The sequence below is a fragment of the Pseudomonas putida genome (assembly GCA_029953615.1).
Taxonomy (GTDB): Bacteria; Pseudomonadota; Gammaproteobacteria; order Pseudomonadales; family Pseudomonadaceae; genus Aquipseudomonas.
The window spans coordinates 2,481,668-2,494,786 of sequence record CP124529.1; the positions used below are offsets into that span (position 1 = coordinate 2,481,668).

10 protein-coding genes and 2 rRNA genes are annotated in these 13,119 nt (G+C 60.9%); 4 read left to right on the top strand and 8 right to left on the bottom strand.

Going from position 1 to position 13,119, the window contains the following annotated elements:
• Window positions 1-67 precede the first annotated feature (67 nt).
• A 5S ribosomal RNA gene (gene rrf, locus QIY50_11390) occupies window positions 68-183 on the top strand.
• A 109-nt stretch (window positions 184-292) separates the two neighbouring features.
• Window positions 293-408, top strand: a 5S ribosomal RNA gene (rrf, locus tag QIY50_11395).
• Between the two features lie 210 nt (window positions 409-618).
• On the opposite strand, the gene QIY50_11400 is transcribed toward rrf (QIY50_11395), so the two are convergent.
• The 4 genes from QIY50_11400 to QIY50_11415 all read right to left on the bottom strand — a co-directional run bounded on the left by QIY50_11400 (window position 619) and on the right by QIY50_11415 (window position 5,538).
• Entirely contained in the window at window positions 619-3,033 is a 2,415-nt protein-coding gene (locus QIY50_11400) for a TonB-dependent siderophore receptor (protein ID WGV23039.1), read from the bottom strand.
• 240 nt (window positions 3,034-3,273) lie between these two features.
• Window positions 3,274-4,230: a FecR family protein gene (locus tag QIY50_11405; GenBank protein ID WGV22708.1), complete on the bottom strand. Its 957-nt coding sequence runs from the start codon at window positions 4,228-4,230 to the stop codon at window positions 3,274-3,276.
• A 4-nt stretch (window positions 4,231-4,234) separates the two neighbouring features.
• Window positions 4,235-4,738: a sigma-70 family RNA polymerase sigma factor gene (locus QIY50_11410; GenBank protein WGV22709.1), complete on the bottom strand. Its 504-nt coding sequence runs from the start codon at window positions 4,736-4,738 to the stop codon at window positions 4,235-4,237.
• A gap of 110 nt (window positions 4,739-4,848) precedes the next feature.
• Entirely contained in the window at window positions 4,849-5,538 is a 690-nt protein-coding gene (locus tag QIY50_11415) for a GntR family transcriptional regulator (protein WGV22710.1), read from the bottom strand.
• A 205-nt stretch (window positions 5,539-5,743) separates the two neighbouring features.
• Between QIY50_11415 and QIY50_11420 the strand changes: the two genes are divergently transcribed.
• The gene (locus QIY50_11420) at window positions 5,744-6,505 is read left to right on the top strand and encodes a transglutaminase-like cysteine peptidase (GenBank protein WGV23040.1); all 762 of its coding nucleotides are present in this window, start codon (window positions 5,744-5,746) and stop codon (window positions 6,503-6,505) included.
• Window positions 6,506-6,515: 10 nt separating this feature from the next.
• On the top strand, window positions 6,516-8,462 hold the full coding sequence (locus tag QIY50_11425; protein WGV22711.1) for an EAL domain-containing protein: 1,947 nt from the start codon (window positions 6,516-6,518) through the stop codon (window positions 8,460-8,462).
• A gap of 238 nt (window positions 8,463-8,700) precedes the next feature.
• Here QIY50_11425 and QIY50_11430 read toward each other — a convergent pair whose 3' ends face one another.
• The 4 genes from QIY50_11430 to QIY50_11445 form a co-directional block, all read right to left on the bottom strand.
• The gene (locus QIY50_11430) at window positions 8,701-10,077 is read right to left on the bottom strand and encodes an HlyD family type I secretion periplasmic adaptor subunit (GenBank protein ID WGV22712.1); all 1,377 of its coding nucleotides are present in this window, start codon (window positions 10,075-10,077) and stop codon (window positions 8,701-8,703) included.
• Entirely contained in the window at window positions 10,067-12,223 is a 2,157-nt protein-coding gene (locus QIY50_11435; protein WGV22713.1) for a type I secretion system permease/ATPase, read from the bottom strand. Before QIY50_11435 ends, QIY50_11430 begins: the two co-directional genes overlap by 11 nt.
• A 119-nt stretch (window positions 12,224-12,342) precedes the next feature.
• Window positions 12,343-12,477, bottom strand: coding sequence for a hypothetical protein (locus QIY50_11440; GenBank protein WGV22714.1), 135 nt, complete (start codon window positions 12,475-12,477; stop codon window positions 12,343-12,345).
• Window positions 12,478-12,678: 201 nt separating this feature from the next.
• Window positions 12,679-12,963 carry a hypothetical protein gene (locus QIY50_11445; GenBank protein WGV22715.1) on the bottom strand — a complete coding sequence of 95 codons (285 nt, stop codon included), beginning with the start codon at window positions 12,961-12,963 and terminating at the stop codon, window positions 12,679-12,681.
• Between the last annotated feature and the right edge of the window lie 156 nt (window positions 12,964-13,119).

The window sequence follows — 13,119 nt, forward strand, 5'->3', positions numbered from 1 at the left end:
CAACTTCACAAGATCACATATCCGAATTAGCCAAGAGTGTTCAAAAGGCATTCTGGCAACAGAATTTCTTGACGACCATAGAGCATTGGAACCACCTGATCCCATCCCGAACTCAGCAGTGAAACGATGCATCGCCGATGGTAGTGTGGGGTTTCCCCATGTGAGAGTAGGTCATCGTCAAGATTCATTTCGCAAAACCCCTATCTGCACATGCAGGTAGGGGTTTTGTCTTTAAGTAGGAACTACAGAGATTCGCAGGCACGTCCGAGGGACGGGCCAGCACACAGAATTTCTTGACGACCATAGAGCATTGGAACCACCTGATCCCATCCCGAACTCAGTAGTGAAACGATGCATCGCCGATGGTAGTGTGGGGTTTCCCCATGTGAGAGTAGGTCATCGTCAAGATTCAAATCCAAAGCCCCTGTCTGCGATGCAGACAGGGGCTTTGTCTTTCTGGGCAAAAATCCCAGGCATACACGGTCCCTGTGGGAGCGGGCATGCCCGCGGACACCGGCGCAGCCGGTGCCATCCACCGCGGTGTCTGTTTCGCGGGCGCGCCCGCTCCCACACCGATCGCGACACAAGGCCACTCCTACAAGTACCACGCATCAGCGGTCAGAACTGATAGCTGACCGTGGCGCTGACATTGCGCTCTTCACCCATATAGCAGTAGTTCAGGCTGGCACACGAGGTGATGTAGCTTTCATTGGTAAGGTTATTGGCGTTCAGGCGTACATCCACTCCCCGGAGGCCGATCTTGCCCAGGTCATAGCCGATCGAGGCGTCGAACAGGGTATAGGAAGGCACCTTCATGCTGTTTTCCGAATCCACCCAGCTATACCCCACATATCGCACCCCACCGCCCAAACGCAGGCCATCCAGTGCTCCCTGGCGGAAGTTGTAGTCAGCCCACAGCGAGACCATCTGTTTCGGCGCCTGGGTTGGTGAATTGCCCTTGTTGTCCATGTTGCTCGACACCAGGCTGGGCATCGACTTGGCGTACTCAATATCGGTAAAGGTATAGCCACCCAATAGCTTCAGGCTGTCGGTCAGTTGCACGTGGGCCTCCAGCTCCAGCCCTTGTGAGCGCACTTGCCCTACCGGGCGATAGAAGTCCTCGTCAGGCTGCTTCGAAGCCAGGTTGTCCTGTTCGATGCGGAATACCGACGCGGTGAACAGGTTGTCGCTACCCGGTGGCTGATACTTGATGCCGGCCTCCCATTGGGTGCCCTCGGTCGGTGCCAGAGGGCGGCCTTCCTGGTCGGACACGGTATTGGGATTGAACGACTCCGAGTAGCTGACATAAGGCGCGATCCCGTTTTCGAACAGGTAGAGCACCCCGGCGCGGGTAGTGAATCTGGAGCGCTGGTCACTGGCCTTGGTGTTGCTGTCGCGATTCTCCTCGGACACCCTGACCCAGTCCTGGCGCAGCCCCAGGGAAAAGCGCCACTGGTCCAGCTCCACCAAGTCCTGCATGTACGCGCCCGTTTGCTGCAAACGCCGCTGATAGCGGTTCTCGCCCAGCACCTGAAGGTTGCCATTGCCGTACTGTGGGTTGCCGGCATCCAGCGGGTCGACTGAGCCATAACGCCAGGCCACGTCGGCCTTGCGTCGCTGGTAGTCGGCGCCCAGCAGCAGGGTGTGTTTGGCTACCCCGGTGAAGAATTCCGCCTGCAGCATGTTGTCGATGATGTACGAATGCAGGCGTTCGTCGCCGCCGGTATAGGCGCGGTTGAGGATATTGCTGTCGGCGTCCGCCCAACCCGCGGAGTACACCTGGTCCATCGACACATCGGAGTCCTGGTAGCGGAAGTTCTGTCGTGCGGTGAACACATCGTTGAAGCGATGCTCGAACTGGTAGCTGAAGGATTGTTGGGTGCGCTCGTAGTTGTCGATACCCGGCTCGCCTTCAAAGAAGTGGTCAGACAGGCGCAAGCCGTTGCGCTTGTGCAGCATGCCGCCTGCAGGGTTACCGCCGTGGTAGCCGCCGTTGGGGTCATGTTGCAGGTAGGCCTGCAAGGTGAGCGAGGTGTCCTCGCTGAAGTCGATGCTGATGGCCGGCGCAATGGCGTAGCGTTCTTCCTTGTTGTGGTCGAACTGGGTGTCGGACGCATCCGCCAGCCCTGTCAGGCGATAAGCGATACGCTTGTCCTCGTCCACAGGGCCGCTGAAGTCGAAACCCATGCCACGCTGGCCTTGGGTACCGACTGTGGCCTGAACCTGACGGAAGGGGGTGTACAGCGGCTTCTTGGTGGTCAGTGCCACCAGGCCTCCTGGCGAGCTACGGCCATACAGTACCGAAGACGGTCCCTTGAGAATATCGATGCGCTCAAGGAAGTACGGGTCCACCTGCATGGTGCTGTAGGTGCCGTTGTCTCCCATCGACTTGAGCCCGTCGACGTAAATGTTGTCCACCGAGCCGTCGTTGAAGCCACGCATGGCCACATAGTCATAACGACGGGTCGCACCGTAGGGGTTGGTCAGCACCCCAGGTGTGTAGCGCATGGCTTGGGCAACGGTTTGTGAGCCCTGATCGTCCATCTGCTGGCGGGTAACCACCGAAACCGATTGTGATGTCTCAAGCAGCGGCATGCTGGTCTTGGTCGCCACCTGGCTGTGGGTGGCGTTGTAGCCCTCCATGCTGCCCAGTGCATTGCCAAGGGTGAAGCTACGGATATCGGTATCTGGTAATGACACGGCGGCGCCCTGAGGTTGTGCCTGCAGCACGTAGCTGCGGCCGTCCTGGCTGAGCGCTTCCAGGCCGCTACCGTTGAGCAACTGGCGCAGTGCCTGATCGGTGGGGTACTGCCCCTGCAGGCCGTTTGACTGCAAGCCCTGGGTGAGCTGGGGTGTGCTCGACAGGGTTATGCCAGCCTGGCGGGCGAACTGGTTGAGAACGTCATCCAGCTGACCGGCCGGGATCGCGAAGTGGTGGCTCATCTGGGCCGTTTCAGCGGCTATGGACAATTGCGGGATGGCTGTCAGACCCAAGGCGGTGCCGAACAGGGCAGCCCGGACTGCATTGCGCAGAAGTGCTGATTGCAAGACAGGTCGAAAACCATTCGCATTGATGGTGCGCGTGTGCACGGGGGCGGTAGGCATGAGAGGTCCGTTGAAGTGTGAGGGCAGAAGGTATCGCTTACTGTCCTAGCCGGACCGGCATTCAAAACCCGTCAAAAAAGTTATCGGGGCCGCTACGCGCCCCATCGCCGGTAAGCCAGCTCCCACAGGTATTGCATAGCCCTCAGGCCTTGTGCGATTCCTGTCAGATCAAGCCAGCTTTTCCACGCGAACCCACCAGCGTGTACGTTGGCGAAGCCGCACCGGCAGCGTCCGTGGCAGCAGCTGTAGCAGTTGTTCCGGGTCTTCGAGGCGGAACACACCCGACAGCCGTAAATCAGCAATATCGTCACTGCAGCTCAGGTAGCCATGGCGATAACGGCTGACCTGAGAGAGGAAATCGAACAGGCGCATGTTCCGGGTGACGATCAGCCCCTCGGTCCAGGCCATCGCGTCCATGTCCACCTGCGCGAGCCAGTGCGCGCCCTGGGCGTCCAGGCGCCAGTTCTGGCCGCTTTCGATCCATTGCAGCTGGCCATTGCCAGGCCTGTGTATCGCGACCCGACCATGGCTGACACTGACCCGCGTGCAGTCGCTGTCCTGGCGTGCCACAAAGCGCCCTTCGAACCCTTCCAGTAACGCGTCACGCGTTTGTACAAGCAAGGGATGCTCAGGGCTGCAGGTAATCATCAATTCCCCCTGCCGCAGGCGGACCAGGCGCTGCTGGCCATTGAAGGCCAGGTCCACGGCACTGCGGGTGTTGAGTTGCATCAGCGAGCCATCGGGAAGCGCGAAGCTGCGCCGTTCGCCCGTGCCGGTGGCGTAGTCCGATGCCCAGGCGGTGACCGCATCCATGTCTTTGCCCAGCCATGTCGCCGTCCCCACCATGGCAACGCCGCCGAGCAACTTCAGTGCCTGCCGTCGATGCAGGCGGCGCTGGCTGGTCTCTAGCGTCTGCAGGGCCAGCCCGGCACCGGGGATGGCGCGCAGGTCGAGGTCCTGATGCAGGTGCATCACCCTTTGCCAGGCCTGTTCGTGTTCGTGGCGGGCATTGCGCCATTGCCTGCACCGTTGCTGCACGGCAGGATCATGCCCGTTCTCGCGCAGCCTGAGCATCCACTGGATGGCCTGCTTGACCGCTGTTGCGCCAGGCTGTGTGGCGGTCATTGCGTCAGCACTCGTCTGCGTAGCGCAGCAGGTAGCAATGGTAGAGCGCATCGGCAATGTAGCGCTCCACGGTACGCACCGAGATACCCAACTGGTCGGCGATGGCCTGGTGCTTCAGCCCCTCGCACTGGGCCAGCAGGAATGCGCGGCGAACCTTGGGCTTGAGGCCGTCGAGCATGCGCGCGATGCGTTCCAGCAATTCCAGCAGCAGCTCACGGGTTTCGGCCGAGGGGGCCTGTGCTTCCGGCACATTCGCCAGTGCCTCGAGGTAGGCCCTTTGCAGTTCCTCGCGCCGCCAGTGGTCAATCACCAGCCCACGGGCGACCGTACGCAGGAAGGCCCGTGGCGTGTTCAATTGCAGGTGTTCGCGACGCTGCAGCAGGCGCACGAAGGTATCCTGGGCCAGGTCTGCGGCATCGGCTGCGTTGCCCAGCTTGCTGCGTAGCCAGGCATGCAACCAGCCGTGGTGGTCACTGTAGAGCGTTTGCACGGAATCGTTGCTTGGCATGGGTGAGGGCGCTGCCATCAAAGGACATGAATGATAATTAGTCTCATTGTTGGTGGGCCCAGGTCAATTTGCAACCCATCCGACTGCGCCGTGCGCGCAGTCACTACCTGCTAGCGCCTCAGTTGCGTGTCCAGATACTTGCGGATTACCCGCGATCCGCTATTCAAGTGCCGTTCCAGCACCGCTACTGCTTCGTCCACCTGTTTGTCGCTAGCCGCATTCACCAGTGCGTTGTGATCGTCCTGGGTGAGCTTGCCCAGGCCCATCGACGAAAGATGAAACCGCAGGAAACGCTCTTCCTCGTTCAGTTCGTCCTCGATCAGGCGTAGCAGTTTCTTGTTCGGTGCCTTGTTGTACAACGACATGTGGAACAGGCGATTGAGGCGGCCGATTTCGGCGTGGCGGGTTTCGTTCTCCAGTTGCTGGATATACCCGCGGGCGCTGGCAATGTCGCTGGCATCGAGCAGCGGAATGGACTGGCGCAGCGCCTCGGACTCGAGCAGCACGCGCAGGGCATAGGTGTCCACCGCGTCCTCGCCGATCAGTGGAGCAACCACCGCACCCTTGTGCATTTCCACCTTCAGCAGCGATTGCGCTTCGAGCTGGCGCAGGGCCTCGCGCACGGGCATGCGGCTGACGCCGAACAAGGTGGCGAGTTCTTGTTGTCGCACGGCAGTACCTGGGGGCAAGCGGCCATCAAGAATGGCACTGCGCAGGCGTTCTTCGATCACGCCACGAGCCTGGTGCGGTAACAGCTGTTCGCTGGCCAGCACATTGCTCAATTTGATTTTCTCGGGCACGCGACGTCTGCCTCAACGATGACTAAAGTTGGATCCAATGACACTAGTAATAGCTCCTGGGGGTGTCAAACCAGCACCCACACTGGGACGGGCGCCCCAAAAAGCGCGGCTATGGTGGATGAAGTCGCCGGTCAAAGGAAGCGACCTATAGAAGGTTATAACCATAAAGTGTAGTTCGACTGACAAGCGGGTGCGTGATTGCAGGGTGCCATTGTGTTTTGCGGTGCCAAGCCGCACCATCGCTGCTTTCGACTGGCCGGAACAGGGCTTCGCAGTGGCGATATCCTGGATGCTCAAAGCCGTAGTGCAACGTGCCTGCCTTGCTGCGCTGCTGGGCAGCCTGCTGCTGGGCGGCTTGCATGCGGATTGGGACTTTTCCCAGATCAGCCGCAAATCGCAGGCCCTGTATGGCCAGCTAGGCGCCGGGCAGGGCCGTATCGATGCCTGGCAGAACCTGATGGCCACGCAGAAGCAGGGTACGGAGCTTGAACGGTTGCAGGTGGTCAACCGATTCTTCAACCAGCAATTGCGCTATGTCGAGGATATCGACCTGTGGCATGAGGTCGATTATTGGGCTACGCCGGTGCAGGCGCTGATCAAAGGCGCGGGGGACTGTGAGGACTATGCCATCGCCAAATATTTCAGCCTGCGGCGCATGGGTATCCCCAGCGAAAAGCTGCGCATCACCTACGTCAAGGCGCTGCGGCAGAACCGTGCGCACATGGTCCTGACCTATTATTCAAGCCCACAGGCCCAGCCATTGGTGCTCGACAGCCTTATGGATGCCATCAAGCCAGCCAGCCAGCGTACCGACCTGCTGCCGGTGTACGCCTTCAATGGTGAGGGTTTGTGGCTGACCGGTGCCGCTGGCAACAAGAAGGTCGGCGATACCAAGCGGCTGTCACGCTGGCAGGATTTGCTGAAAAAAATGCAGGCCGAAGGGTTTCCGGCCGAGCCGGTTTACTGAAGGAGCACAGATGTCACTGTTCAAACAATTGCTGTTGGCCATTTGCCTGTTCCTGGTGGTCGCCTTCAGTGGCAGCTTCATGGTCAGCCTGGAAAGCTCGCGCAACCAGTACGTCAACCAGCTGCGCTCGCACGCCCAGGATGCGGCGACCGCGCTGGCGCTGTCTTTGACGCCGAATATCGACGACCCGGCGATGGTCGAACTGATGGTCAGTTCGATTTTCGACAGTGGCTACTACTCAAGCATCAAGGTCGTCGATCTGAGCTCCAATGCCGTGCTGGTGGAGCGCCATGCCGAGCCGGACCCCGGCGGAGTACCGCGCTGGTTCGTGCACCTGATTGGCCTGGAAGCCGCCGGTGGCGATGCCATCGTCAGCCGCGGCTGGCAGCAGGCCGCACGCGTTGAAGTGATCAGCCACCCGATGTTCGCCATCGCCAAACTTTGGCAAAGCGCCCTGGGCAGCTTGGGTTGGTTGATGCTGTGTGGCGCGGCCAGTGCCATACTCGGCGCCTTGCTTCTGCGTCGCCAGCTGCGGCCGCTGGACTACATGGTCGAGCAATCGCATGCCATTGCCCGCCGCGAATTCCTCAGCTTGCCCGAGTTACCGCGTACGCCGGAGTTGCGCCGGGTGGTGCAGGCGATGAACCAGATGGTCGAGAAGCTCAAGGCACTGTTCACCGAGCAGGCCGAGCGCAGTGAGCGGCTGCGTGCCGAGTCCTACCAGGACAGCCTGACCGGGCTGTCCAACCGCCGCTATTTCGAGATGCAACTGAATACCCGGGTGAGCAACCTGGAAGAAGCGCGCGCCGGCTACCTGCTGTTGCTGCGGGTCCAGGGGCTGGCGGGGTTGAACGCCCGCCTTGGCGGCCAGCGCACCGACCAGTTGCTACAGGCCGTGGGCGAGCAGTTGCGGCGCACCTGTGCCAGCTACCCGGAAACCAACGACCTGATTTCCCGCAGCCGTGGCGGGGAGTTTGCCGTGTTGGCGCCGGGCATGGTGCATGAAGAGGCGGTGCAACTCGCCCAGGCCCTGGAGGCGACCCTGCATAGCCTGCACGAAACCGGCGCCAGTGATATCGACCCGGTTGCCTGCATCGGTCTTGCCCCCTACAGCCCTGGGGATGCACCGCAGGCGCTGCTCAAGCTCGCCGACGAAGCCCTGGCCCGCGCCGAGAACCAGCCGACGCCTGGTTGGGTATGCCTCGAGCAGGGTGTGGCCGCAGTCGCCGCAGACAGCCAGCATGCCTGGCACGATCGGCTCGACCAGGCGTTCGTCGGCGGGCATTTCGAGTTGTTCTTCCAGCCTGTGGTGGATTGCGGCACTGCGCAGCGGGTACTGCATCACAAGGTGATTTCGCGTTTGCAGGATGGCCAAGGCGAGGCGCTGCAGGCGGGCCGCTTCCTGCCCTGGCTGGAGCGTTTCGGCTGGATGTCGCGGCTGGACCTGCTGGTGCTGGAGAAGGTACTTGCACATCTGCGCGGGCATGACCAGGTGCTGGCGCTTAACCTGTCAGCTGCTACCTTGGCCGATCCCAAGGCTCTGCAGCGTATCTTCGAACTGCTGGGCCAGAATACGGCGCTGGGGCCGCGCCTGATTTTCGAAATTGGTGAAGAACAACTGCCCGAGCAGTCTGCCCTGGAGCAACTGACGCGGCGCTTGCACGCGCTTGGCTTCGGCCTGGCGCTGCAACGCTTTGGTGGGCGCTTCAGCATGATCGGCAACCTGGCGCATCTGGGCCTGGCGTACCTGAAGATAGATGGCAGCTACATCCGCAACATTGACCATGAGCAGCACAAGCGGCTGTTCATCGAAGCGGTCCAACGGGCGGCGCACAGCATCGACGTGCCGCTGATTGCCGAGCGGGTCGAGACTGAAGGGGAACGCTCGGTATTGCGGGAGATGGGCGTGAGCGGGATTCAGGGGCAGTTGGTGGGTGAGCCGGCGCCCTGGCGCTAAAATACGCTCGAGGTGGGAGCAACTGTCTTGCTCAATTTCTAAACGCTGGCGCGATCCCTGTGGGAGCGGGCAAGCCCGCGAACACCGGCGCAGCCGGTGCCAGCCACCGCGTCGCCTGCTTCGCGGGCTTGCCCGCTCCCACAGGGGACGGCGCAGTTCCGAGGTTCACGCTGTACCTGTGGGGCTTGCCGGCGATAGGGCCAGGGCGGCCACTGAATAAAGACAGTGGCCGGGATCATCAACGCTCGCGCAGCGCTTCCGAACGCGCCTTCATGATTGGCTTGAGCAGGTAGCTCATGATGGTCTTCTTGCCGGTCATGATATCCACCGTCGCCACCATCCCCGGAATGATCAGCAGCGGCTTCTCGTCAGTGCCCAGGTGGCTGCGATCGGTGCGCAGCTTGATCAGGTAGTAGGTGGTCTTCTTGTCTTCGTCGGTGATGGTGTCGGCACCGATCTGCTCCAGCTTGGCCTTCAGCCCACCATAGATGGTGTAGTCATAGGCCGTGAACTTGACGGTCGCTTCCTGCCCCGGGTGCAGGAAGGCGATGTCCTTGGGCAGGATCTTCGCCTCGATGACCAGCGTATCGTCCAGTGGCACTACTTCGAGAATATCGCTGCCAGGCTGAATCACCCCGCCAATGGTATTCACCAGCAGTTGCTTGACGATACCGCGCACCGGTGAAGTGACCATGGTGCGGTTTACCCGGTCGTCCAGGGCCTTGCTGGTTGCGGTGGCCTTGTTCAACTCGGTGCGCGCTTCGTTCAGCTGGGTCAGCGCTTCGCTGCGGAATTTGCCGCGGGTTTCTTCAATCTTGCTTTGCACCTCGCGGATGGCCGCCTCGGCACGCGGAATCGCCAACGCGGTGGAATCCAGCTGGCCGCGGTTCTCCACTTCGGCGCGGCGCAGGCGCAGCACTTCAACCTGGGAGATCGCGCCGGTGGCCACCAGTGGCTCGGACATGTTGATCTCCTTGCGCAGCAATTCAAGGCTGTTGGCGTACTGGGCACGTTTCGAACTGTATTCACGCAGTTCCTGCTGGCGCTGTACCAGCTGCTGTTGCAGGCCACCAATCTCGTCCTGCAGTTGCTGGCGCCGGCTCTGGTACAGCGACTCTTCACTGGCCGCCTGGCTGGGTGCGGCCTTGCGCAGCGCCTCGTCGATCTTCAGCGGGCTGTCATCGACCTCGGCACTCAGGCGCTCGACGCGCAAGGCCATGGCCAGGCGGTCGGCCTCGGTTTCGCCCACATTGGAGGCGAAGCGGGTTTCATCCAGGCGCAGCAACGGCTGGCCCACTTCGACGATCTGCCCTTCCTTGGCGAAGATCTCCGCGACGATGCCGCCCTCCAGGTTCTGGATCTTCTGCACCTTGGACGACGGAATGGCCTTGCCTTCACCGCGCGTAACTTCGTCGATGGGCGCGACGCTGGCCCAGACGATCAGGAACACGAAGAACAGGATCACGCCCCAGATGGTCAGCCGCACGACCCGCGGTGCATCCTCGATCAGGGCCTTGTTGACCTCAGGCAGCGGCTGGCCGCCCAGTGAGTCGGAACCTTTGAAATAGCGTCGCAGGCCATCCTTGAACTGCCCCACATCCAGCTTATGCAACACTGATCTGCCCCTTCTTCAGCGCATCCATGACCGCGGCTTTCGGGCCGTCGGCGACAATCTGCCCGCGATCGATCACGATCAGCCGGTCCACCAGCGACAGCAACGATGCTCGGTGCGTGACCAGCAGCACCGTCTTGCCTTCCACCACCGCCTGCAGCCGCTGCTTGAGGCGTTCTTCACCGGTGTTGTCCATGGCGCTGGTCGGTTCGTCCAGCAGCAGGATCTGCGGGTTTAGCAACAGCGCACGGCCCAGGGCGACGTTCTGCCGCTGGCCACCTGACAGGTTCTGCCCGCGTTCACCCACTTGCAGCTCGTAGCCGTCCGGGTGCAACCGGGCGAACTCATGCACGCCTGCCAGCTCGGCAGCCTGCAGAATCAACTCATCCTCGATGTAGCGGGCTCCGCTGACCAGGTTATCGCGCAGGGTGCCGGCCAGCAGCTGGATATCCTGGGGCACGTAGCCGATGTTGTGGCGCAGTTCGCTGACATCGATCTGGCGAATGTCCACGCCATCGACCAGCAGCGAGCCGCCATCGGCCTCGTACAGGCCGACGATGAGCTTGGCCAGCGAGCTCTTGCCCGAGCCACTGCGGCCGATAATGCCCACCTTCTCGCCGGGGCGAATGGTCAGGTTGATGTTCTTGAGAGCCTGGTTCTGCTGGTTCGGGTAGGTGAAATCGACCCCGCGGAACTCGACGCTGCCCTGCAACACCCTGCGGCTCAGCGGGCGTTCTTCGAAGTTGCGCTCTTGCGGCAGCTCCATCATGTGGTCGGTGGAGACCATGGTCACCTTGGCCTGCTGGTAGCGGGCGAGCAGGCCGTTGAGCTGGCCCAGCGGGCCGAGGGCGCGGCCGCTGAGCATGTAGCAGGCCACCAGGCCGCCCATGCTCAGGTTGCCGTCGATGATCAGGTACACGCCAACGCAGATCATTGCCACGCCTGCCAGTTGCTGGATCAGCAGGGTGATGTTCATCGCAAGGCTCGACAGCACCTTCACCCGCAGTTCCAGGCGGCTTAGCGTGCCGAGGGTCTGCTCCCACATGTACTGGCGTTCGCTTTCGGCGTTATTGACCTTTACCGCATCCAGGCCGGCGAGGGTCTCGATCAGGCTGGACTGGCGCTCCGAGGCCAGGGCCATGGTCCGTTCCATGGTCGCCATCAATGGCCGTTGCAGGGCGTAACCGATACCCAGTGCCAGCGGGAAGGCGATGATCGGGATCCACACCAGATGCCCGCCAATGATGGCGATGACAATCAGGATCAGGATGGTGAACGGCAGGTCGATCAGGCTGGTCAGGGTCAGCGAGGCGAGGAAGTCACGCAGGCCCTGGAACTCGTGAATGTTCTGGGCAAAACTGCCGACCCTGGCCGGGCGGTACTTCATCGACATGCCGACGATGCGTTCGAACAGCGTTGCCGAAATGATCAGGTCGGTTTTCTTGCCGGCCAGGTCCAGGCACAAGCCACGCAGGCCCTTGAGGATCAGGTCGAAGATGTAGGCGCCGGCGATGCCGATGGCCAGCACCCAGAGGGTCGAAGTGGCCTGGTTGGGCACCACCCGGTCATATACGTTCATCACGAACAGCGGCGCGGCCAGGGCGATCAGGTTGATCACCAGGCTGGCGGCGATTGCGTCGATATATAACCACTTGCTGCGCAGCAAGGTATCGCGGAACCACGATTTCGCCCGCGGGATGAGGTTGCCGTGGTTGACGTCGAACTTGTGCTGTGGCTGGGCGAAGAACACTCGGCCACTGTAATCGCTCTGCAAGGCTTCGCGGCTGACATGCACTTCACCGCCATCGCTCTCGCTGAGCAGCAGGCGTGCGGTGTCTTCATTTTCCCAGCCCAGCAGGACGGCACTGCGGCCTTCCTTGAGCAGCAACATGGCCGGCATGGCGATGCTCGGGATCTGCTCCAGCTTGCGCTGTAGCAGGCGCCCCTGCAGGCCGGCCCGGGCGGCTGCGCGGGGCAGCAGCTCGGGGCTCAGACGCTGGGCGGGCAGCGGCAGGCCGGTGGTCAGCATGACCCGGCTGGCAGGTTTCTGGTGCAGGACACACAGGCTCAGCAGACTATCCAGCAAGGGATCGTCATGCTGACTGCGTGGATCGTGGCTGAGTTGGACTCGACTGACTTCGGATTCCACGCGGCGCTCTCTTCATCCTTGTGGTGGGTGGGGCAGGTGTGCCGCCGTTCTGGCTGGCTCATCCTGGCGTTCAATGGTGCTGCCAGGCAGTGGTCCTGAGGGTTACGGCACCCTGACGCTTAAGCAACCGGCCAATGGTCGCCTTGAATCGGTATTGAGTAAACAACGGTCTTCATTCCTGCCAGGCGATGCTGGGTGGTGGGTGTTTCATTTTTGATCCAGTCAGCATCGAGGCCGAAGCTACTTTGCAGCATAGCCTGCTATCCGGCTGGCGACAGAGGTGCAGTTACCATCGCCGTGTAACTTTGTCAGGAAACAGGCGCTGACTTGTTGACGGTATTCTGCAGCTAATTAGTCAAAATTCATCTATTAGAAAGCAGGTCGCTGACAGTTTATGGCTTAAAACTGGCAATGCTTTCTCATATCAGGGCTGACAGTATTTGCGCACTCGTTCGCTATCCCATTGATTTAAGGCAAATCGCGGTGCCGGTTTGTGCAGCGTTAGCGCTGTTGCCGCCATGAGCTGCCGTACGGCTGGCTCTGCCTGGCTTGGCGGCGACTGACTGGCTGTGTTCAGGCAAGGTTTGTGCTTGTTTCAAAGCCATGACCTGGGCGCGCGAAAGTGGCCTGAATATTGACACCTGAACCTTTGGCGGCGCCGATGAACGGTTGCCGTTGTGCCATGTTGCAATTACCCAGATGTGGAAAAGGCGCTTTCGATGATGTACGACATTGGTCATCAAGAAACGCTTGGCTAAGGTTCAAATATCAATGTGACATTACATGACCAATTGTTTAGGATGGCATGTATAAGGTCAATAGTTTGGCAGTTAGTCAATTCCAAAAAGTTATAGACGGAATATTGACGTCAAAAACGTCAACGATCATCGACATAG